At 50.3% G+C, this 22,902-nt stretch carries 21 protein-coding genes and 1 pseudogene; 16 read left to right on the forward strand and 6 right to left on the reverse strand.

Annotated features, from left to right (window positions below; genetic code table 11):
• Positions 1 to 9 precede the first annotated feature (9 nt).
• Positions 10 to 588, forward strand: a complete 579-nt coding sequence (locus tag QFX30_RS00205) for a TIGR00267 family protein (RefSeq protein ID WP_300486569.1) — start codon at positions 10 to 12, stop codon at positions 586 to 588.
• 98 nt (positions 589 to 686) lie between these two features.
• On the opposite strand, the gene QFX30_RS00210 is transcribed toward QFX30_RS00205, so the two are convergent.
• From QFX30_RS00210 to QFX30_RS00225, 4 genes are read right to left on the reverse strand one after another with little or no spacing between them, the layout of a single operon-like run.
• Positions 687 to 1,520 carry a TatD family hydrolase gene (locus tag QFX30_RS00210; protein WP_300486572.1) on the reverse strand — a complete coding sequence of 278 codons (834 nt, stop codon included), beginning with the start codon at positions 1,518 to 1,520 and terminating at the stop codon, positions 687 to 689.
• Between the two features lie 4 nt (positions 1,521 to 1,524).
• Positions 1,525 to 2,217 (reverse strand): DUF116 domain-containing protein, encoded by a 693-nt coding sequence (locus QFX30_RS00215; RefSeq protein WP_300486575.1) that lies wholly within the window; start codon positions 2,215 to 2,217, stop codon positions 1,525 to 1,527.
• 53 nt (positions 2,218 to 2,270) lie between these two features.
• Entirely contained in the window at positions 2,271 to 2,747 is a 477-nt protein-coding gene (locus QFX30_RS00220; protein ID WP_300486578.1) for a hypothetical protein, read from the reverse strand.
• A gap of 3 nt (positions 2,748 to 2,750) precedes the next feature.
• Entirely contained in the window at positions 2,751 to 2,906 is a 156-nt protein-coding gene (locus QFX30_RS00225) for a hypothetical protein (RefSeq protein ID WP_013295763.1), read from the reverse strand.
• A 206-nt stretch (positions 2,907 to 3,112) separates the two neighbouring features.
• Between QFX30_RS00225 and QFX30_RS00230 the strand changes: the two genes are divergently transcribed.
• From QFX30_RS00230 to QFX30_RS00265, 8 genes are all read left to right on the forward strand, one after another.
• Positions 3,113 to 5,113 (forward strand): VWA domain-containing protein, encoded by a 2,001-nt coding sequence (locus QFX30_RS00230; RefSeq protein ID WP_300486583.1) that lies wholly within the window; start codon positions 3,113 to 3,115, stop codon positions 5,111 to 5,113.
• Positions 5,114 to 5,224: 111 nt separating this feature from the next.
• A complete protein-coding gene (locus QFX30_RS00235) occupies positions 5,225 to 5,734 on the forward strand; it encodes a DUF367 family protein (RefSeq protein WP_300486586.1) in 510 nt (169 codons plus the stop codon).
• Between the two features lie 2 nt (positions 5,735 to 5,736).
• Positions 5,737 to 5,883 carry a 50S ribosomal protein L40e gene (locus QFX30_RS00240; RefSeq protein WP_010876192.1) on the forward strand — a complete coding sequence of 49 codons (147 nt, stop codon included), beginning with the start codon at positions 5,737 to 5,739 and terminating at the stop codon, positions 5,881 to 5,883.
• Between the two features lie 42 nt (positions 5,884 to 5,925).
• A complete protein-coding gene (locus tag QFX30_RS00245; RefSeq protein WP_300486589.1) occupies positions 5,926 to 6,669 on the forward strand; it encodes a geranylgeranylglyceryl/heptaprenylglyceryl phosphate synthase in 744 nt (247 codons plus the stop codon).
• 153 nt (positions 6,670 to 6,822) lie between these two features.
• Positions 6,823 to 7,368 carry a hypothetical protein gene (locus QFX30_RS00250; RefSeq protein ID WP_300486591.1) on the forward strand — a complete coding sequence of 182 codons (546 nt, stop codon included), beginning with the start codon at positions 6,823 to 6,825 and terminating at the stop codon, positions 7,366 to 7,368.
• A gap of 84 nt (positions 7,369 to 7,452) precedes the next feature.
• The gene (locus QFX30_RS00255) at positions 7,453 to 8,295 is read left to right on the forward strand and encodes a hypothetical protein (protein WP_300486593.1); all 843 of its coding nucleotides are present in this window, start codon (positions 7,453 to 7,455) and stop codon (positions 8,293 to 8,295) included.
• Between the two features lie 146 nt (positions 8,296 to 8,441).
• Positions 8,442 to 10,094, forward strand: a complete 1,653-nt coding sequence (gene polX / locus QFX30_RS00260; RefSeq protein WP_300486596.1) for a DNA polymerase/3'-5' exonuclease PolX — start codon at positions 8,442 to 8,444, stop codon at positions 10,092 to 10,094.
• Positions 10,095 to 10,104: 10 nt separating this feature from the next.
• Positions 10,105 to 12,216 carry a response regulator gene (locus tag QFX30_RS00265; protein ID WP_300486599.1) on the forward strand — a complete coding sequence of 704 codons (2,112 nt, stop codon included), beginning with the start codon at positions 10,105 to 10,107 and terminating at the stop codon, positions 12,214 to 12,216.
• Between the two features lie 363 nt (positions 12,217 to 12,579).
• Here QFX30_RS00265 and QFX30_RS00270 read toward each other — a convergent pair whose 3' ends face one another.
• On the reverse strand, positions 12,580 to 13,860 hold the full coding sequence (locus tag QFX30_RS00270; protein WP_300486602.1) for an amino acid permease: 1,281 nt from the start codon (positions 13,858 to 13,860) through the stop codon (positions 12,580 to 12,582).
• A gap of 161 nt (positions 13,861 to 14,021) precedes the next feature.
• Here QFX30_RS00270 and QFX30_RS00275 point away from each other — a divergent pair, with 161 nt between their 5' ends.
• Positions 14,022 to 14,198 carry a hypothetical protein gene (locus QFX30_RS00275; protein ID WP_300486605.1) on the forward strand — a complete coding sequence of 59 codons (177 nt, stop codon included), beginning with the start codon at positions 14,022 to 14,024 and terminating at the stop codon, positions 14,196 to 14,198.
• 91 nt (positions 14,199 to 14,289) lie between these two features.
• On the opposite strand, the gene QFX30_RS00280 is transcribed toward QFX30_RS00275, so the two are convergent.
• Complete coding sequence (locus tag QFX30_RS00280) at positions 14,290 to 15,429, reverse strand: hypothetical protein (RefSeq protein ID WP_300486608.1); 1,140 nt, start codon at positions 15,427 to 15,429, stop codon at positions 14,290 to 14,292.
• Between the two features lie 247 nt (positions 15,430 to 15,676).
• Here QFX30_RS00280 and QFX30_RS00285 point away from each other — a divergent pair.
• The 6 genes and pseudogenes from QFX30_RS00285 to QFX30_RS00310 form a co-directional block, all read left to right on the forward strand.
• Positions 15,677 to 15,805, forward strand: a pseudogene (locus QFX30_RS00285) (zinc-ribbon domain-containing protein); the annotation flags it as partial.
• A 48-nt stretch (positions 15,806 to 15,853) separates the two neighbouring features.
• Positions 15,854 to 16,177: a heavy metal-binding domain-containing protein gene (locus QFX30_RS00290; protein WP_300487351.1), complete on the forward strand. Its 324-nt coding sequence runs from the start codon at positions 15,854 to 15,856 to the stop codon at positions 16,175 to 16,177.
• Between the two features lie 119 nt (positions 16,178 to 16,296).
• Entirely contained in the window at positions 16,297 to 17,346 is a 1,050-nt protein-coding gene (locus QFX30_RS00295) for a DNA double-strand break repair nuclease NurA (protein WP_300486611.1), read from the forward strand.
• A complete protein-coding gene (locus QFX30_RS00300; protein ID WP_300486614.1) occupies positions 17,346 to 18,869 on the forward strand; it encodes an ATP-binding protein in 1,524 nt (507 codons plus the stop codon). The genes QFX30_RS00295 and QFX30_RS00300 overlap by 1 nt, the downstream gene beginning before the upstream one ends.
• Before the next feature lie 10 nt (positions 18,870 to 18,879).
• Entirely contained in the window at positions 18,880 to 20,136 is a 1,257-nt protein-coding gene (locus tag QFX30_RS00305) for a DNA repair exonuclease (protein WP_300486616.1), read from the forward strand.
• Between the two features lie 70 nt (positions 20,137 to 20,206).
• Positions 20,207 to 22,720 carry an SMC family ATPase gene (locus QFX30_RS00310; protein ID WP_300486619.1) on the forward strand — a complete coding sequence of 838 codons (2,514 nt, stop codon included), beginning with the start codon at positions 20,207 to 20,209 and terminating at the stop codon, positions 22,718 to 22,720.
• Positions 22,721 to 22,902: the final 182 nt, after the last annotated feature.

A 22,902-nucleotide genomic window follows, 5' to 3' on the forward strand; every position in this document is an offset into this window, starting at 1 on the left:
TGATCAGAGATGGATATACGTGAATTTCTTCATGAGTACATCAACATGAGCCGCTACGTGGCTCTCGGGACACTTGACGGTATACTGGCTGTGATGGGTGTTACACTCACCGCCAGTGGAGTTGCAGGTGCAGGTGGTCTCAGTGTGGAAAACCACCTCATAGCCCTGACAGGACTCAGTGGTGGCGTGGCCCTTGCAATGTCCAATGCCTTCGGTTCATTCATAGGTGAGAGGGCTGAGGAAACAAGGACAATGCGTGAGCTTGAGAAGAAGATGATGATGGATGAGGGTAAGCTGGATGACACCATCATCCACCAGCAGGCAAGGCGCCGGGTGTACATGAGCATGTTCACACATGGATTCTCAAGCTTCCTTGGCTCCTTTGTACCTGTACTCCCCTTTCTTGTGATATCTGAGAGGACGACAGCAACCATTGTGACTGTTGTACTGTGCCTCGCAGCCCTCCTGGTCCTTGGTATCTACCTCGGGAGGGTTTCAAGGGAGAACATCTACAAGACCAGCCTTGAGGTTGTTGTGATAGGGATCCTCATAGGCCTTGTCAGTATTTTCCTCGGGGGATCCCACTGAAAGTGATTTTTTTGCGGATACAAAGGTTATTAACATATTATTTTCTTAGAAGGTTCTATTCAGAAAAAATATAATCATTTGGGCAAGAAATTAGCTATTTATAGACCGTAAACCCTTTCAAAGGTCTCCTGGTGTATCCTGTAGGCGTCCTCCTCGGTGAAGATCCCCTTATTCAGGAATTCAATTGTCCTCCTCGGGACGGTCTTGGGTCCGAGGACCGCGCCTGGTCTGCTGTTATCATCAAGGTAGTCGGTCTCCATGAGGAAGCCTGAACCCTTTCCGATACCCTCCCTTATTACATCCCCTGATGCAATGAGGGATGGTGTGAGTCCATGGTTCTCATCCCTTCCTGTCAGGGGACCGGAGAAGTGCTTTATAACCATATACTTCTTTATGCCTGCTTTAGAGGCCATCCCTGCGAATTCCTTGAACTCTTCAGGTCCAGATGTCTCGGTGTGGAGCTGTACAGGACATGAGGCCTCGGCTGCAAGTTCCATGGCATACACCATGAGCCTGTTGTGGATGGCCATCTCCTCAGGGGGGACAGGGTAGTGGGGTCTTCCAACCTCACCTATTGCAACGGCCCTCCCCTCAAGGACCAGTGACTGGGCATATTCAAGGCCCTCCCTTATCATCTCCTCGGCCCTCTCAGGGTCGCGGCCGGCCTCAAGGAGCCTTGATAACTCCGCCGGGTGGAGTCCCACCACAGCATATGCTTCAACCTCTGTCTCATGGTTGATGATGTCAACGTACTTAAGCACGGTATCCATGGTTTTACGGTAATCTGTACCGGCGTTTATGGTCCAAGATGGCTTGTTGGGGATTATCATCCTCCTCCCGCCGGACCTCTGAAATTTAAGGGCCACGGCTTTCGGTCCCTCGCCGTTGATAGGGTCGACGTGTATGTGGTTATCGGTGATGGGTATGTCCAATCTATCACCGCTCCAGGGTTTTCTCGGGTACCTGGTTCATGCAACCACGTGGTCTTCTCATCTCCCCTTCAAGGCCCATCTTCTCCAGGACAGCCCTGAAGTCAACCTTGGTCTTGAAGCACCCGTCCCTGAGGAGGGGGACACCCTGTGGTGTGAACCTTGAGAGCTTCATCATTGCCAGGTTGAGGTCCTGGTAGCAGGCCACCCCCAGGACTGCCTTGAACCTCCGCTCCTCCATTATCTTCTTTATGAAGGTTGACCCCGGTATCACGAATACCGTGTACCCTATGCTCTCGGCCCGCTCCTTGATCTTACCTATTATGCAGCGGTTGCATCCCGTGCAGACAAGCCCTGTCCTGTCAAGCCTTGCCTCACATTTGGGATTCCTGAGGCAGTGGGGCAGTACAAGTGCCTTCTCATGGGGGTCTATTGACCGGAACCTCTTCTCGTTGATCTTATTCCTCACCTCAACCCCTATCTGGTCCACTATGCGACTGTTGAGCCCCAGCGTCTCTGAGAACTTCTTGAATGGACCGTAGAACATGTCCACTGTGATAAGGAGGAGTCTGGGGAATATCAGCCGGTCCTCATTGAGAAGAAGCCTCCCAAGGAAGAGGCTTGAGGCTAGCATCACAATGAGGCCCAGACCCGCCATGAATACCAGCTGCCCGAATATCTGATAGAATTCGTTGATCATGGTCATTCACGTTGATGGTTTATGTGGGTGTACTTAAAAATAGTTTCCCTGCCTCACCACTCAAGTTTTGTCACCCGCGTCCTGATACCAGGTGGCGTGTTTGAGAGTTTAACCAGGCCATTCTCCGACACTATCTCCATCCCTGAGAGTTCACTGACCGAGCAGAGCAGGTGGTGGTCCGGGTGGGTGCCAGGGGTTATATCGCAGCTCAATCTTATGGTATCTGAGGCAGAAACCACCATCTTCAGCCTCCGGGACCCTGGATGGTTCTCAGGGAGAACAACAAGGGGGTTCTCCATCTCAAGGAGGAGGTATGCGAGGGCCATTATGCCCCTCCTTGCCTTTTCCCCTGAGCTGAATGCGGATATGACTATGATATCGTCGGGTTCAAGGAACAGGGCAACCTCGTCATCAGGGGTGTTCATGAAGATGTTTCTCCTCCTGCCGGAGGGTATTATGCCAACTGTACCTGAATCCGACTCCACAAAGAGTATCCTGTCATCCCTCAGATTGAATTCCAGACCACTCACCCTCTAGCCTTCACATTCAACATTATCTGACTGGCATGATGGGCAGATTATCCGCCTTCCAACACCCTTGAACTCGTTTCCACAGTCAAGGCACTTACACTTACGGGTCTTCATCTTCTTGATGTCAATATCAGCCATTGGACCTCCAACAGTGCACATATCTATCACCAGCTTAATATATCTTCAGCATCCCTTATCTACTTTATCCAGATTGACTCCTACACCGACCCTATTTTATTAATACCATTATCTACTTTATCCAGATTGATTCCTACACCACCGCTCCATTTTAATACCATCCCACGTAAAAACTTATTATTGAGAATAAAGATAGAATTATATGGTTATAAAAACCAGGTGAGTTAATGAAGAACCTTATTTTTCCATTCACAGCTATAGTTGGACAGGAGAAGGTGAAAAAGGCCCTTATACTCAATGCAATAAACCCCAGGATAGGCGGTGTACTCATAAAGGGTGATAAGGGGACAGGTAAAACAACCGCCGTGAGGGCCCTGGCAGACCTTCTTCCATCACTGCCGACAGTTAAAGGTTGCCCCTTCAACTGCGACCCTGATGAACCTGAAGAGGCATGTGAGATGTGCCGTTCAGGTGACCTGGAGGTGGAGTACCGGAAGATGCGGGTGGTTGAACTCCCCCTGGGTGCAACAGAGGACCGCGTGGTTGGTTCCCTTGACATAGGGAAGGCGCTCACAGAGGGTATAAAGGCCCTTGAGCCAGGTATACTTGCAGAGGCCAACAGGAACATACTCTACGTTGACGAGATAAACCTCCTGGACGACCACCTGGTGGATGTCCTGCTTGATGCGGCGGCCTACGGTGTGAACACAGTTGAGAGGGAGGGAATATCCCTTCAGCACCCATCAAGGTTCATCCTGGTTGGGACCATGAACCCCGCTGAGGGCGAACTCCGGCCCCAGCTCTCAGACAGGATAGGTATACACATAAATGTTGGCACGGTCACCGACATCAGGCAGAGGATCCTCATAATGAAGCGGAGGGATGAATTCGAGGATGACCCTGAGGGATTCGTTGAGAGGTTCGCTGAGAGTCAACGGGAACTCAGGGAGAGGATAATGGAGGCCAGGAAGCTCCTTCCAGCGGTCACCATTGACGACGACCTCCTTGAGCTGATAGCAAGGGTCTGTGTGGATGCAGGTGTCGATGGGCACCGGTCCGATATTGCAATCGTCAGGACCTCAAAGGCCATAGCGGCCTTCAACGGCAGGAGGAGGGTCCGTGAGGAGGACGTCGAGGATGCAATAATACTAGTTCTTGGGGAGAGAATACCTGGAAGGACCTATAACCGTGAAAACACGAGAAGGGAGATGCAGAGGGCCCGTGAGGAGATGGAGCGTGAAAGGGAGTCAGAGGAGTCTGAATCAGAAAGTGGTGACTCAGGCAGTGACTCAGGTGAGGGTGCAGAGGATGAAACCTCTGGAGAGGGGTCACCAGGGGAGGGTAGCAGTGGAGACTCAGGGGCTTCACCGGCGGCATCATCCCTGGGGGCCCTTGCCGCTGATGTGGATGGCAGGGAACCTGAAACCCAGGACATGGACGTTGATATAAAGAAGATCCTCAGGATACGGGGTAAGAAGAAGGAGCGCCTCTACGGCTCAAGGGTTGAGTCAAAGACCACCAAGGGCAGATACGTGAAGAGCAGGTTCCCCCGGGGCTCAGGTGACGTTGCTGTTGACGCAACACTGAGGGCCGCCGCCTCAAGGGGGGAACTTAAGATAGAACCCGGTGATATAAGGGAGAAGATACGCAAGCACGGTGCAAGGGCATCAATCGTCCTGGTGGTGGATATAAGCGGGTCCATGTTCTCTGAGAAGAAGGCCGCCAGGGTCAAGGGCCTCATAGAGAGGTTCATAGAGGACGCCCAGAGGCATAAGGACAGGATAAGTGTTGTGGGGTTCCGTGGAAGGGACGCCAAGGTTATAATACCCTCAACATCCAGGGCATCATCATTCAGGGATACAGTGGACAGCATACGGGTTGGTGGCACAACACCAATGGCACAGGGCATAAAGAGGGGCCTTGAGATACTCAGAGAGGAGAAGAGACACAGCGAGTACGTCCCCTTCATGGTTATCCTCAGCGATGGTATGCCAAACGTGGGGGTTGAAAGGAACCCGAAGAGGGAGGCGGTTGAGGCCGCAGCCAGGCTCAGGGAGGAGGATATACCCTCCGCTATCATAAACTTTGAGCAGGGCTCAAGGGGTGGAAGGGACCTCAACATGGAGATAGCCCTGGCCTCAGGTGGCAGTTACTATGACCTCCATGACCTTGAGGACCCATCCATCGCTGTTCCAAGGATAATGGAGCATGAGAGGGAGATGTTCTAGCAGATGCTACTTTGGTATCCTTCTGGAGCATGAGAGGGGGATGTTCTGGCCAGGCTATGGGATCCCCCTCCATCCACATTATTTATACATGGAGATTCCAATATCAACCTGATGAGAATCGTTGTATACCATGCGGAGGAGTGTGACAGGAAGAAATGCACCAGCCTCAAACTGGGAAGGAAGGGAAAATTTAAAATAGTAAATAGTCTCAACCAGATACCCAGAGGTGCACTTGTCCTCAACCCTTTTTCTGAGAAGGCAGTCTCACCCAGGGACCGTGACATGGTCATGAGGAGGGGCATTGCAGCCCTGGACTGCTCATGGAAAAAGGTAAGAAAGTCATCGGTCATATTCCAGACCGCAGGGAACCACAGGGCGCTGCCGTTCCTGGTGGCTGCAAACCCCACCAATTATGGAAAGCCCTGCATACTATCAACTGCAGAGGCTGTGGCGGCAACCCTTTATATAGTTGGACTGAAAGATATAGCGTCTGACATCATGTCCTACTTCAAGTGGGGTCCACACTTCCTGGACCTCAACCGTGAACTTCTTGAAGCTTACTCCCAGGCTAGGGATAGCCGTGAGGTTGTTGAGATTCAGAAAAAATACATAGGAGGCTAATTATGGCAAGATTTGAGGAAGCAGAAAACAGACTATTCAATATCAAGATCTGCCTTAAATGTAACGCCAGGAACCCACCAACTGCGAAGACATGCAGGAAGTGCGGTTACAAGGGATTAAGGTACAAGGCAAAGGAACCAAGGGGCTAAACAGCCCCCACTCCCCATTTATTACTTTTCTGAGTGTTTAAAATGAAGGTTGAAGATTATTTCCATAATATTCTTGGGGAGAGGAAGATACACCTTACCCTCATCGACCCTGAGGAGCAGACCCCTGAGGAGGCCGTTGAAATCGCAGAGGCCGCCATAAGGGGTGGTACCGATGGTATAATGCTCGGCGGGTCAACCACCGATTCCAGTGAACTCGATGCCACCGCAAGGGCTCTGAGAAAGAACATAGATGTGCCGATAATACTTTTCCCAGGGAACACCACGGGTGTCAGCCGCCATGCAGATGCCATATTCTTCATGAGTCTCCTCAACTCAAACAACCCCTACTGGATCATAGGTGCCCAGGCCCTTGGGGCGCCAGCCGTTAAGAAGATGGGGATAGAGGCCCTCCCAATGGGTTACCTTGTGGTTGAACCGGGGGGTACGGTGGGCTGGGTTGGAGATACAAAGCCAGTTCCCAGGAACAAGCCGGACATTGCGGCAGCATATGCCATGGCAGCGGAGTTCCTTGGTATGAGGCTCTTCTACCTTGAGGCGGGTTCAGGTGCCCCACAGCATGTGCCTGAGGAGATGATATCCCTCGTTAAAAGGTGCACAGACCAGATACTCATAGTGGGCGGCGGTATAAGGACTGGTGAGGATGCCGCAAGGGTTGCAGGTGCAGGTGCAGATATCATAGTCACAGGTACTGTGGTTGAGAACAGTTCAAACGTTGAGGATAAAATCCGTGAGATCGTTGAGGGTATGGGTTACTCGAAGTTATAGATAACTTTGATTTCACTCTTTCATTTTATCTTCATTGTTCTTAATCATTTTTCAGGTTTCAGAGACACTTACTGATATGAACAGCATATCACAGCAAATTATATACATATGTGAATTAATAAAATTTTTTCAAGGCTGTATGGGGGTGATGGAATGAGATCACTCGTTGCATTGGTTCTTCTAGCAGTGATCCTTCTGGGTTCAGTCCCAAAGGTGTTTGCAGCTACCTCACCGTCATCCACACAGGAGCTTCAGGCTGAAGTCGAGCCAACAATAGCCATTGGGGCATTCTGGAAGGGTGGTGCAAATAACAGCACAATATACCTTCTTGATCTACTTGCAGATAATCAGGAATACACATGGGAAGGTGGATCAAACGGTGAACAGGTCAGACATTCATCAAACGTCGCCATAGACCTCTATGTGCGTGCAGCAGGAGACCTTCAGAACGGTACGAACACCATATCCCTTTCCAACCTCAAATACGCAGATTACGGTGACAATGTAGCAAAAACAGCATTCACAACCACCTACGCTCTTGTAAGGGAGAACTGGGCTCCACCAGCACAGGGTTCAGAGGCCATAATCCCGGTTGACCTCTTCCTGCTTGTGCCATTTGCAACACCACCTGGTAACTACACCACAACAATATACCATGCCGCTGTAGAGACCGGTGGAACAGCACCAAGCAGTCCATAGGTTGAACAATCCTTTCATTTTTTTATTTTGGGAGGTGTTAAACTGGATAGAAGAATTTTACTTGTAGTATCAATCGTGCTTATCATGTCGTTAATCGGGGAGTGCCTCGCTGTAGGTGTTGTTGTGGCACCCACACGGTTTGAGTTCAGGGGTGCCGGTGAACATACAGGTAAGATTACAGTTTCAAACCCATACGGTGAGGTCCTGCAGGTCACAGTAACCCCGAAGAGGATACTGAAGGATAAAAAGAATCTTCTGCTTCTTGATGATGGAGTTGCAGACTGGATAACAATTAGCAATGGATCATTCACCCTTCGCCCCGGTGAGAGAAGGGATGTGAACTTCAAGGTAATGGTACCTGCTAACTACAACTACAGGGACGCTGCGGGGGCGCTGCTTGTAACAGCAACCACACCGGGTAGGAACATTGCCCATCAGGGGACCTCGGTGATGCTGAGGCAGGCAAGTGAGGTGATAGTCCCGGTGGTCATAGGCCTTCCCGGGGAGATACGGGAGGGTCTGGCTGTTGAGTCATTCACTGGTCCGATGATACTCGTGGGGTTGATGCCCGGCAGATTCTCCTATACCCTCAAGAACCATGGAAACGTCTATGAGAACTTCACATCTACCATGAGGGTTAACGGATTTTTCCATCATACCTTAAACTCCACTGGAGGTCTATATCCCGGAGACAGCTACTCAGATGAAGTTACTTGGACTCCAGGTATACTGGACGCCGGTATCTACACTGCAACCCTCAATGTGGACTACGGCCGCTACAGTAGACAGGAACCTCTCATGGAAGAGAGGACAGTTATAGTTATTCCAGTCTGGTTGATAATCATTGTAGCCCTTGCAGTGACTGTATGGTTCATAAGGTCAAGGAGGCCGCGAATCCCACGGATCAGGGTAAGGATAGAAAGATAGAACTCATCCACTCCATTTTTTAATTTTGAATAGGATAAAGCTAATTTTAGGAAATATCTGCATGACCAACCTTCCTAAAACATCATCTGTCCAGTTGGTGGTATCATTAGATGACCTTTTAATTTAATATGGTCATATATAATCCTATGAAGAATCATCTGGTGGCCCATATTCTGAACCGTGTTGCTGACTACATGGAACTCAGGGGCGATGAATTCAGGACAAAGGCCTACAGGAGGGCCGCGAGGACAGTGGAATTTCTTGGGGAGGACATAGAGGATGTGGCAGCCCAGGGGAGACTCAGGGAACTCCCCGGTATAGGGGAAAACATCGCTGCAAAAATAGAGGAGATACTATCCACGGGTTCACTCTCACTCCTCGAGAAACTGGCAGGGGAATACCCTGTGGACCTTGACTCCCTCCTCTCGGTGGAGGGCGTGGGTCCGAAGACGGTTAAACTCCTCTACGAGGAGCTGGGGATAAAGACACTGGATGACCTAGAAGAACAGGCAAGGAGGCACCGTATAAGGCGACTCAGGGGGATGGGTGAGAAGAGGGAGGCCATGATACTCCGTAACATTGAACTTGCAAGGTCAAGGATCTCCAGGAGACCCCTCGCCTACGTGGTACCCCTGGCATCCCGGATAAAATCAGAGCTCCTTGAACTTGAGGGTGTCAGGAGGGTTGAGGTGGCAGGATCCATAAGGCGGGGCCGTGAGACCGTCGGGGACATAGACATACTGGTGACAGCCACCGACCCCCATAGGGTCATGGACCACTTCACCTCCATGGACCTGGTTGAGGAGGTCGTGGTTAAGGGTTCCAGGAAGTCAACCGTGCGCCTCAGGGAGGGCCTTGACTGTGACCTCAGGGTCTTCGACGACGAGGTCTTTGGGGCGGCACTCCTCTACTTCACAGGCTCATGGGAGTTCAACGTGGAGCTAAGGAGGATAGCCATCTCCTCCTCAATGAAACTCAGTGAATACGGCCTCTTCAAGGGGGATGAGAGGGTCGCCGGGAGGACAGAGACCGAGGTCCTGGAGGCACTTGGACTGACCTACATTGAACCTGAACTCAGGGAGAACCGTGGCGAGGTGGCCGCCGCAGCGGAGGGGAAACTCCCGGACCTTGTAAACTTCTCAGATATCAGGGGGGACCTCCACATGCACAGCCTCTTCAGTGACGGCATCGATGCAATGGAGTACATGGCAGAGTACGCATCCATCCTTGGGAGGGAGTATATTGCCTTCACCGACCATGCAAGGTACATCGACGATGTGGATGCATACCTACGGGCCGCCGAGCGTATAGAGGACGTGGAGATCCTTGCAGGTGTCGAGGTCAACATACTCTATGATGGAAGCCTCGAGGTCCCTGATAAAATCCTGCAGGACTTTGACCTGGTTGTTGCAAGCATCCATGACCCCGGGAACATCACAGAGAGGCTACTCAGGGCAATGGAGCATGAACCTGTGGATATAATAGGCCATCCCACCGGGCGAGTCCTGGGGTCACCTGACCCCCTGGTTGACATGGAGAGGGTGGTTGAACGCGCCTCTGAACTGGGAGTCGCCCTAGAGGTGAACTCCAACCCCCTCCGCCTGGACCTTAGAGACACCCATGTCCGGATGGCGGTTGATGCAGGCTGCAGGATCGCAATAAACAGTGACGCCCACTCACGGGGTGCCCTTGAGAACATCAGGTGGGGTGTTATAACCGCAAGGCGCGGCTGGGCAGAGAAGGATGATGTGATAAACACCATGGGTATCCGGAAACTCAGAAGGTGGCTTGGCGGCTAAAGGTGAGGACATGACGTCAATTCTGATCGTAGAGGACGAGGCACTCATAGCATCGGATCTCAGAATGAGACTGGAGGATATGGGCTACAGTGTCGTTGGGGTTGCAGCCACAGGTAAAGAGGCCCTCAGGCTGATAGCAGAGAAGAGGCCGGACCTTGTGCTCATGGACATAGTCCTGAGGGGTGAGATGGATGGTGTGGATGTGGCCCGGAGGGTGAAGGAACTCAGGGTCCCGGTGGTGTTCCTCACAGCCTACTCTGACCCCGAGACCATAGGGAGGGCCAGGAGGGCCGGGGCCTACGGTTACCTCCTCAAACCCTACGATGACCGGACACTCAAGGTGACGGTTGAAACAGCCCTCAAACGGTACCGGGCAGATATAAGGGACCTCCTGAAGGTCCCAAAGGAGAGGAAGACCGGTGCAATCCCTAGTGTCCTTGTGGTGGAGGATGAGGCGATCGTCGCAGCTGACCTCTCCCATAAACTGGAGGAGGCAGGGTTCAGGGTAGTGGGGGTTGAGGATACAGGTGAAGGTGCTGTATCAGCGGTTTCCGAACTCCAGCCCGACGTTGTCATCATGGACGTCTACCTCCGTGGTGAGATGGATGGTATAGAGGCCGCGGAGATGATACAGTGCGAACACGGGATCCCTGTGATATACCTTACAGCCTATTCAGATGACTCGACCCTCGCCAGGATACTGGAGACAGAACCCTACGGTTATCTCCTCAAACCCTTCAGCACCGAGCAGCTGAGGGCCGAGATCGAGGTGGTACTACAGACCATTAAGGAAACTGAGGATTACTCAAGGAGGATGCATGAGGTCATCGTCACCAAGGCAGAGGAGATGAAGATAGAGAAGACCGGCGTCTTCTTTGTATCATCTGTGATAGTGGGACTTGCAGCCTATGGCTTCATAACATGGAGCATGACATGGCTTATGTACACACTATTCATACCTGTGGTTTACAGTCTCCTGCATCTTTCATTCAGTTACAGGAAACCTGAAAGACCTGTTTCAGATTCAATGCCCATGGTGAGCATTATAGTCCCCGCCAACAACGAGGAAAACACCATTGAGAGGTGCGTTGAAACCCTATCCTCCCTGGACTACCATGTAAACGGCAGGAGGAACTATGAGATCATAGTGGTGAACGACGGGTCAACGGATCGTACCGGTGAGATCCTGGAGGACCTCGTGAAGAGGTACAGGCACCTGAAGGTTGTAACAAGGAGGGCACCCTTCGCCTTCAACGGTAAGGGGTACGCCCTCAACGATGGCATGACAATTGCTGAGGGCGACGTCATAGCGGTCTTTGATGCCGATGCCAGGGTTGAACCGGACTTCCTCAGGAATATAGTCCCCTACCTTGATGGTGATGATGTGGCCGGTGCCCAGTCCAGAGTGAGGATGTACAATGCAGATGAGAACCTCCTCACCAGGATGCAGGACATTGAATTCGCCATATTCGGCAACGTGATCATGAGGTCAAGGATGAACATGGATGTCCCGGCCTTCCTTGGGGGTAACGGCCAGCTGGTTAAGAGGAGGGTTGTTGAGGAGATAGGGGGCTGGGATGGCTACGCGGTTACAGAGGACCTGAACCTCAGCGTCAAGCTGATGCTCAGGGGGTACCATGTCAGGTATTCCCCGGAGGCGGAGGTCTTCCAGGAGGCCGTGAGTGAGTGGCCGGCCTTCTTCAGGCAGAGGACCCGCTGGCTCACAGGTAACCTGGAGACCCTCTTTGTCTACCTTGCCCCGATGATCGATGCCCCCATAGCACTCCACAGGAAGCTTGACGCCATGTTCTACCTCTTCTCCATGATCTTCATAGGGTTCGTCATGCTGGGTTATGTGGTGTTCATTCTGAACCTGGCTGGTTTCGGATTCAGGATGGAGGCCCCCTTCATAATAGGCCTAATATCAACCGTGGCGTTCTTCCCCCTCACAATGAGCGGTATAAAAATGGACGGCTACAGCATACCCCGTACTATACTTTTATCCATTGAGTACTGGGCCTACTGTTTATACCTCATACCCCTCTTTGTGGCGGCAGCAGTTCACATGCTACGGAGGCGCGAGAGGCGCTGGGCCAAGACTGTCCACAGGGGGGAGGGATAGAGATGCCTCACCGGTTTTTCACGGAATCATGAGAATCCAGACCCGGCATGCTTCATGATATCAGAAGCACCCATCCCACTGAGAGGAGTACAGATGCCAATTCAGGTCCAGGGATGGGTCATGAGGGATTGAAAACGACCAGAATGTCTCTGTTCTCTGAAAAACATGCTTGAAGCAGATTCACGTTTACCAGATTGCTGATCCACTGGTACTGTGGATTGTAGGTTTCTGGGTACATTGAAACTGAAAGCAGTGTGAATACCAGAAAAACGCTAACACCGAGAAAGCCGATGAAGGAGCTTACAGGGATAGGGTTTCAGCATTCAGACACTAAGGGAAAACATTCCACCAATATCTATTCCATCATACCTTATTCTCTGAGTTCTTCCAGCTGAATATGAGGTATAATGGGACGCCCCCCATGATCAGGAGTAAGCCGGCGATGATGGTCCCTGGTGTGGTATTAAGGAGGAGGTAGATACAGATAAGGACACCCAGGACACTCTTCACAGGAACCCTAGCACCACCTCTCCTTTGAAGTATCACCAGTGAAACGCAGGTTGCCGCGTAGGGGAGTAGAAGGGTTAAAACTGATAATTCAATGAGCCCAGCCGCCGTACCGGTGAGTGCAGCTGCAAGGGCCGTGAGGTTCTGGACCAGGATGCTGACGTGGGGTGTGCCGAACCTCCCGTGGACCCTGGAGAGGAGACGCGGAAGGAAACCATCCCTGGACATGGCAAAGAGTAGCCTTGCAGTTGAGAGCATCCCTGCCTCCTCTGAACCGGCAATCGAGAACACGGCACCTGCAGTGAGTATAAGGGCCCCAAGTTCACCCATGAGGCTGTACCCGGCAACCGTGAGGGGTGCGTTTGAGGCTGCAAGGACCCTCCAGGGCACAAGCCCAAGGATAACGGCATTGGTGAGGAGATAGAATAGCATCACAAAGACCATCCCCAGGGTTATGGCCAGGGGTATGTTTCTCTCAGGATCCTTAACCTCATCTGCAGGGACGGTTACAAGTTCAAATCCAACGTAGGCCCAGAAGACCAGGACGGTGACACCGCCAAGGGCCCCGAGGCCCATGGGTGCCAGGGGGGTGTAATTAGCTGCAGGGGTTGCGGGGTTGAGGGCGAGGTACACCGCCCCCAGGATTGCAAAGAGGAGCACCGGCGCCACTTTGAGTACTGTCAGGGCATCGTTCACCTTACCTGCCCTTCCAACCCCTGCGATGTTTATGAGTGTGAGTGAGACTATGAAGAGGACCTTGACGAGGGCCTCCCAGATGGCATTAAGGGGGATGAAGTATTCAAGGTAGTAGACGAAGGCTATGGGGAACACCGCTATGGCTATCCACGAGGAGACCCAGAGGGACCATCCGGTTATGAAACCCGCGAAACGTCCGAGGGTCTCACATGTATAGGCGTAGGGGCCCCCGGTCACAGGGAGGATCCTGGAGGCCTCAGATAATACAAGGGCAATAACCACGGCCATGAGGCCGGCCAGGAACCAGGCCATTATGGAGGCCGGGCCAAGGCTACCTGCACCATAGGCAGCCACGATGTAGATGTCAGCCCCCACTATGGTCCCGATTACAAGGTTAACCGTGTCAAAGAGGGTCAGCTCCCTCCGCAGCTGGGTTTTCATGGATTTAAATTAGAGTGGTTCCACCTTAATATCATTGTTCCCAAAAACTGATGGAAACATTTATAGATGCAGGGAATAAATGAAAAAATTGGACACTCTAACCTTGAAATTGATATTAAGATATTACAATTGAACTGAAATTCAGCACCTTCCTCGACAACATGTTCGATATTATCAAGATCAAGAAGGCCATCAACGAGGACTTCATCAACCTGGATGCGGTGGCTGAGATAAGGATAGTGGCAAGTGATGGGGAAATGAATGAGGAGAAGTATGCCAAGATCCTTGAAACATTTGAACAGCTGGGAGTCCATTTAAAGAAGAGTATAAGGAGGTAGACATCCTGTTGAACATGGAAAATTCACCCTCAAATTATTTTTTTGATCATTCAGACCCCTTTAATAGTCCTTTTTTTGTTTTTGCATAAAATCAAAGGGGATCTATAACATCCAGGGTCCTGTTTTCCAGGTCCCTCACAACAAACCTTCCATCCTCCTCGTAGATATTTATTTCCTGGTATGTTTCCCTAAATCCAGGTGGGGGCCCATAGCGACCATTGGAGACCCTCCTCCCGGTCATCCAGGCAACCTTATCTGCAACTGAACCAGAGGCCCACACCACATCACCAGGGGACGTGTGGGTATCAATGTACTCCTTAAGGGGATAGTAACGATTTTCAAAGGGCGTGCTCATATCTGCCCAGGAAGTATCGATTAAACTTAAAGGTGCCAGAAATGCAGATGAAGAAAGTATGACAAGCAGCAATATTATGATCTTGAAGGAAGCTGGGGATCTGTTTATCAGCTGATTAAAGAAATATGACCCTGTAATAGCAAGGGGAAGCACCACATACTGGAAGGCCCTTGAAACATCAAAGTATAGCTGTAATATGAGTATACCTGTAATGTATGCTACAATAGGTTTAAATTCTTTCCTTTTTCTTATGAACCACAGACCGATAGTTCCGCTTATAATAGGTATCAGTGAAAGTTCATTTACCAGATCAAGGCCCTGAAAATCTGAGCTTAGATTTCCAGAAGATGAAGGACCGTAAACTGCAAAATAAATTATCCAGAATATGATTAGAGGGGATATAGCGATTATCAGGTTCCTATTCTTTTTGATACTATCTGCAAGGATAACAGGCAACACCAGAAGACCCATGATATGTGTGGAAATGGCCATCAATGACGTTATGAACGATAGCTTCAGCTTTGACCTTGAGAGAGAATATATCGTGAGTACAATGAATATGGGGACGAATGTGGCGGGCATTACTACTGAGAGTGTGTCTGGTCTCGGAGCTGCAAGTACAAGCATCCCTGCAATGAACCCTGCTCTTTCCCCATAAAACTTTGATGAAACCCATGATGCTGTGAGGACAGTAAGGAGAATCTGGAGGATACACATGATGGAGTGCATGAATCTAACTCCACCAATCCACCAGAGGGATGCCATTAGTATATGTATAAGGGGCTGATGCCAGAGGGGTCTTCCTGCTGGATAGTAGACCATGTAGTCCCAGAGGAGACCATGAATTGGATCATCAATAATTTCCCTCGCCCTCACAAGATGAAAATCAAGATCACCATGTGTGGGAAACAGATAATATGGATTCAATATAAGAAGAAAGGCAACTACAACAAGCGGAATATATGGTAGAATCCTTTGCAACTTCCTTTTACTGAAAAAGTTTATCTTTGGCGGGGCAGTGGAGGGGTTATCCATATCATCTGCAGATTTCATGATAACCTTATTATACGTCTGCAATAAAAATAATTATGGTGTTATTATGGTTACAAGTGAGGAGATGAAGATGAGACTGGCTGAGAGGAGAGGCAGAGCTGTTTCAGCTTCCCCAAGAGAGTCATCAGCAGAGAAATTCTGTCCAAACTGCGGGAAGGAATATGGGGCTGACTCAAACTTCTGTGACGAGTGCGGCACGAGGCTTGAGGAGCGAAGAGAAGCGCCTGCAGTTGAAAAGCACGGTGACGTGCTATACGTTACAAGCAACCATATCCCCGGGTACAAAGCTGTTAAAACCCTTGGATTCGTTTATGGGCTGACAGTTAGAAGCAGGGGACTCGGGGGTCAGATAGGCGCAAGCTTAAGGTCCATTGTGGGTGGTGAGATCAAGGAGTACGTCACCATGATGGAGCACTCAAGGCAGGAGGCCCTTGAAAGGATGCTTGACCATGCCCGTGAACTCGGGGCAAATGCGGTTATAAGTGTCCGTTTCGACTCAGACTCCATATCCGACATAATGCAGGAGATCCTTGCCTACGGTACAGCAGTCATCGTTAAGCCAGAGGAATAGGTAAGGCCCCGGATATCCCTGGAACGATCAGATGACCTGGCCATTCAACTAAAAACCACAAACTATTTATAATATTTATTTCTTATTCAACATTAAACATTTACATGGGGGATTTTTTATTGGACATTTTTGATAGGATTGCACAGACCCTTGAGAACAGGGTGAGGTCAGGGATCGGAACACCCTACTTCAGCTCAGCGAAATACAGGACCCATGAATTCAGCACAGCTAATTTCAAGCCCATTGAGGCGGGAGAGGAGCGGCTCATTGCCTTCATAGACGGCGGCAACAGCCCCATACTGGAGGGGCCGGGCATCTCAGTCCAGCTCAACAGGGTTGCACTGGGCCTCTTCAGGGGAGGCCAGAGGGTCCAGTCCGAGATGCCATCGAGGATCGAGTTCTTCTCTGTCATGACCATGAACCCGGAGGAGGAGATCTGCAGATTCCAGCTACACCCCATGAGGGAGGAGTACCTGGAATTCCTCCCGGATGAGGATGACATGCACCTTGAACTGAAAGAAACCGATACAATTGATGAGCCAACCCTCAAGGGCCTTCCCAGGAGATTTGCAGAGTGGAGCATGGCACTGGGTGCCCTTGATGAACTCGATGCAGGGGATGTACTGGTTAGGGACGGTTCACTGCAGGCGTCATTCGAGAAGGAAAACAATTACATAAATGAGCTTGGGGATAGGGCAGGGGACATCCACGTGGTAGGGCTCTCAAAGACCTGCACCCTCTACACCACCACTTCAATTTCACTCCTTTCAGCCATCGGGAGGCTCGCATCAGAGGGTGATGTGAAGGGGACATGGTGCTATGACCCCATAGCCATAAGGACAGACAGGCCCACCATCCTGGCGGCGGTTAAGCTGAACCCCGCAGGAAGGATATTCCGCATGGACATCCTCGGGGATTATGAGGCGTATAAGGCACTGGAAGTGGCATCCGCCCTCTCACTGAACGCAGGGGACGCCTGCTTCCCGGGCTACCCCTACGGGCTGGTGGACGTGGACATGAGGGCCCGTGTCTCAGGGGATGAAGTTGAAATCTACAGGAGAAGAGTCCTATCACAGATCAGGGATGGTGAAGTCCTTAAGGGCATAAAATATGAGACAGAAAGTCTCGATTACCACGATACACTTAACAGGTATGCAGGTGAATATTAATGGAAATCGCAGGACAGATAATAGGTGGCGAAACAGCCGCGGTACTAATAAGGCAGAAATCAGATGAACCAGTGGAGCTCGGCGACCTCCTTGTCGCTGAGGGGGATGGCTACACGATACTCCAGGTCAAGGACCTCAAATACAGGTCCCAGATACCCCAGGGGATGAGGGAACTTGCATCAGGCTTCAACCTTGAAGGCTACAGGGGGGACGTGGAGTTCCTTGAACCGGAACTGCGGAACTATATCATCGCAGAGGCCCGCCCTATACTCCATGTGAGGAATGGTGAGCCAATGCTACCCAAACGCCTCCCCGGATTCTTCAGGGAGGTCCGGAGGATAAGGGATGGGGACCTGGCATTCCTCGAAAAGCCCCGCAACCCGGTATTCCTTGGAAATGTGAGGAGCGGCTCAAAGGTCCTTGAGACACCGGTCTACATCGACGCCCTGGACGCCATAACCCACCACATCCTCATACCTGCAACCACTGGTAGAGGTAAGAGTAACCTGGTGAAGGTCATGCTCTGGAGCCTGGCAGATATGGACCGTGTGGGCATGCTGGTGCTGGACCCCCACGACGAGTACTATGGCAGGAACGAGGCGGGGCTTGGAAAGCACCCATCAGGTAACGTGGTCTACTACTCCCCTGACGCGCCGGTCGGCGGGAATACCCTCTCAATAAACCTGAGGGCCCTGAGACCCGAGCACTTTGAGGGTATAATACCATTCACACAGGCCCAGGAGCAGGCAATTGCAAAGTACCACAACTGCTACAAAGAGAGATGGATCATCAAAATTGTTGAAGGGGAGAAGCTTTCCGATGTCAAATCTGTGACACTCAGTGTACTGAGAAGGGTCTTCGATGTGATACTCGGCGTCTACCTGGATGAGGACACAGGCGAGATAAAGTCCCGTGGAGGAGTATTCCGGGATGTGGGTGGTGAGTCAACCATAAAGGACATAGCAGGACACCTCGAGGATGGAAAGATAGTCGTGGTGGACACATCAAGGCTCATGGGCGAGGCGGAACTCCTCGTTGGGAGCGTGATATCCGGTGAGATCTTCAGGAGGTACCAGAAGTACAAGTCCACCGGGGAGCTCAGGAGAAAACCCGTCATAGGGATAGTGATAGAGGAGGCCCCCCGTGTCCTTGGAAAGGAGGTCATTGAGAGGCAGGGAAACAACATCTACAGTACCATCGCAAGGGAGGGCCGTAAATTCAACATAGGCCTGGTCGCCATAACCCAGCTCGTAAGCCTCATCCCCAGGACGGTCCTTGCAAACATGAACACCAAGATAATCCTGGGGAATGAGATGGCCCAGGAGAGGGCTGAGATAATAGGAAGCGCCTCCCAGGACCTCTCAGATGACAACAGGGCAATAGCAAGCCTGGATAAGGGTGAGGCCATAGTGAGCAGCATATTCACAAAGTTCGCGGTGCCCGTGAAGATACCACTCTTTGAGGAGTTCATTGAATCCACGGATCATGAGGATGAAGATGAGGACATTGAATTCATAGGATGAGGTGAAACTGATGTACAGATTCGCGCACCTGTCAGACTGCCACCTGGGGGCCCAGAAACAGCCTGAACTCCGGGAACTGGAATTCCAGGCCTTCAGGATGGCACTGGATGATGCACTGGAGAATAATGTCGACTTCATGATAATAGCGGGGGACCTCTTCCACTCCAACATCCCAAACATGGAGACCGTCAAGAGGGCCACACTGGAACTCAGGAGGGTCAGGGATGAGGGGGTCCCAATCTACGTCAACTATGGCAGCCACGACTACAGCCCATCAAACACCTCCATGATAGACATCCTGGAAACCGCGGGGGTCATAGAAAAGGTTGTGCGCCCCATCCCAGGAAAGAAGCTGGGACTGGAGTTCACGGTGGATGAGAAGACCGGGGCAAAGATCACGGGCCTATCAGGGAGGTCAAGGGCACTGGAGGTTGACTACTTCAGGAACCTTGACAGGGAGGCCCTTGAGGCCGAGGACGGCTTCAGGATATTCCTCTTCCACAGCGCCATAACCCAGTTCAAGCCCGTTGATTTTGCAGAGATGGACTCCATCGACCTCAACCTCTTCCCCCGTGGCCTGGAGTACTATGCAGGGGGCCACCTCCACAGGAGGGGCTGCTACCTGGAGGAGGGCTACGGCCCCATAGTATACCCTGGGGCACTCTTCGGTTCATACGCAGGGGACCTTGAGGAGAACGCCAGGGGAGAGGAGAGGGGGTACTACCTTGTTGAATTCAGGGAAAAGGCAAAAACTCCCCAGTTCAGGGTTATAAGGCCCGCTGAATTTGAATACATAGAATGTGATGTGACAGGTAAGAACTCCCAGGACGCATCCCTCCTTATACGTAAAGAAATGGGGGAACACGATGTCAAGGGAAAGGTTGTGATGTTCAAGATCAGGGGTGAGCTCAGCTCAGGGAGAACCTCGGACATAGATTCAGCATGGATAAGGAGGGAACTTGAATCCAGGGGGGCCCGTGTTGTCCAGATCAACAGGCACGGCCTCAGCACCCGTGAGATACAGAAGGTGAGGGTCGCTGAGAGCGAGATCCCTGCACTTGAGAGGAGGATCTTCAGGGAGAAACTCGCCGGAGTTGACATCAGAAACAAAAGTCTCATGAAGAGGGGCGACTCACTGGCGGTTGAACTCCTCAGGAAACTTGAAAATGAGATTGCCCCCGGTGAGAAGAAGGAAGAATATGAGAGGAGGGTCATTGAGGAAGCAGAGGCCGTCATGGGGGTGAATCTGGATGATGATAACCGATAACCCCCGGAGAGATGATGGTGTTGACCTGCTCGGGTGAATCCAGATAACTGATAGCAGGTGGTGATATTCTTTGATTATCAATTCACTTGAACTCAGGAACATAAGGAGCTATGAATCAGGAACTGTTGAGTTTGATGATGGGGTGACCCTCTTTGAGGGGGATATAGGTTCAGGTAAGACGACGCTTCTACTTGCAATAGAATTCGCGCTCTTCGGGCTGGGTGACCAGAGGGGTGACAGCCTTCTGAGGGCCACAGCAAATTCAGGTTCAGTCAAACTCACCTTCACTGTTGACGGTACAGAGTACACCATCTACCGGGAACTTAAAAGGGCCGCCTCAGGGGTGCAGCAGGGGGAACTCTACATCAGAACACCCACAGGGAGAAGGAAACTCTCTGCAAAGGAACTGAAGGCCGAGGTACTTAACATCCTGGGTTACAGGGAACCCCTGAATCCAAGGGCCAGGAGCAGAATATACCGTTACGCGGTCTTCACCCCACAGGAGCAGATGAAGAACATAATAGAGACCGGAAAAACTGACCGGCTTGAAAGGCTCAGAAAGGCCTTCGACCTTGAGAAGTACAGCAGAGCAGCTGATAATGCCAAACTGCTTTCAAAGAAAATAAAGAGATACGCAGAAAGCCTTGAGGATAGATCCTACGACCTTGAAGATAAGAAAAAGGAGCTCCAGAATATTATCACTGAGAAGGGGGAACTGAAATCTGAGAGGAAGCAGCTTGAAGATGAACTCAGAGAAATCGAGGCTGAGATCAGCAAACTCAAACTGAAACTTGAAGAACTCGAAAAGGAGGAAAAAAGGATTCAGAATGCGGATGAGAAGATAAAATCCCTTCAGAATGAAATTAAAAACCTGAGTTCATTCTCAGATAGTCTCAAGAGGAAAAACAGGGACATAGAGGAAGAATATAAGAAATCCATGGATGAACTTCAGAAATGCCAGGATGTGAAAGATAAGCTTCAGAAGAAACTTGATTCACTCAGAAACGATATTGAAAAGATGAAGGATCAGAAAAAATCCATCAAAGAGGACTATGAAAAGTTCAAAGATGCTTCTAGTAAGCTTGAAGGCCTTATGAATCAATTTAAGACCCTTTCAGGTGTCAGGGACAATCTGGAACTTGAAATCACCGCAATTAAGGGTGAGATTGACGACCTCAAATCAGAGATAAGAAAACTGGAGTCCCTTGAGGATCCAGGGTACACTGAGGATGAATTGAAAACTGAGATAGATAAACTTGAGGGCGAGGTATCGAATCTCCAGCATAAGATGGGCGCCATTTCCGGAAAGATAGAGGACTACATGTCCATAAAAGATGTTAGTGTCTGTCCCACATGTGACCAGGATGTGGACCCTGCGTACATAGACGATAAACTCAGAGATGCCCGAAAGAGGGAAAGGTCATTTAAATCCAGGATAAATGAGCTTAAAGTGAACATTAAAAATAAAAAAGAACTCCTGAAACGTGTAATAGAATACATGAGGTCCAGGGAAGAACTCAGTAGACTCCGGAAGGACCTTAAGAAGAAAACAGCCGAATATGAGAAAAAGCAGAAGGACTTTGAGAATAAGAAGGAAGAAATCAGGGGCATTGAATCAGATATAAACAAAAATGAAGAGATAATCAGTGAACTGAAGGATGCGGAATCCCGTTTTAGAGAAATTGAGGAGGAGCTGGAAACCCTCCGTGAAAGGGAGAAGAACTGTTCAAGCAGACTCTCAGCATCAGATTCGAAGATAGATGACCTTGAAAAAAGAATTCATGAACTCAACCCTGAAACCAGCAGGGAATACAGAGAGAACCTCCAGAAGATTAATGAAAATGCTACGATCATCGCTGAAAAGAAAGAGGAAATAAAGAAAAACCAGGAGGCACTTAAAAACAGGGATAAGGTGGAGGCCAGTATACAGGATGTAAGTAGAAAACTCCATGAACTTGAAACCTCTGAGAATGAGAAAAGAAAGATTCTGGGATCAGTTGGGGGGAAAATCGAGGAAAAGGAGAGACAGATCCGGAAACTTGAGGATGAAATTGATGAAAAGAAGAGACTCAGAAAACGTGCCAGTGAACTCAAGGACCATGTGACCTGGCTTGAATCCTACTTCATCCCTGCACTCGCTGACATTGAAACCCATGTGATGGCACAGATAAACCATGAGTTCAATGAGAGGTTCCAGAAATGGTTCAGGGTCCTGGTGGATGACCCCGATAAATCGGTGCGGATTGACGAGGACTTCACACCCATCGTGGAGCAGGACGGCTACGAACAGAACCTTGAGTACCTTAGTGGTGGTGAGAGGACCAGCATAGCACTTGCCTACAGACTCGCCCTCAACATGGTGGTCCAGAGTCTGAGCGATGTGCGGTCTGATATACTTATACTGGACGAGCCAACCGATGGCTTCAGCAAGGAGCAGCTCTACAAGCTCAGGGATATCTTCGATGAACTTGAGGCCAGACAGATAATCCTGGTATCCCATGAGGAGGAACTTGAAAACCTTGCAGACCACATATACCGGGTTGAAAAGTTCGATGGGGTATCAACCATCCGGAAGGCGGGATAAAGTTTTAAAAGGCCATATATAATTTTATTTCCATTTTTGACACTTTATAGGGTCCTTTAGCTCCATATAAGCTTTTAAAATCATTTTAAATTCAAATTTTCATTTTAATGTTGCTTTTAATTTATTGAGCATTCTAGTTCTTCTTTTAACAGAAATAAGCTCTGTAAGTCGCTTTTTATACA

It is taken from the genome of Methanothermobacter sp., from assembly GCF_030055435.1.
Classification (GTDB): Archaea; Methanobacteriota; Methanobacteria; order Methanobacteriales; family Methanothermobacteraceae; genus Methanothermobacter.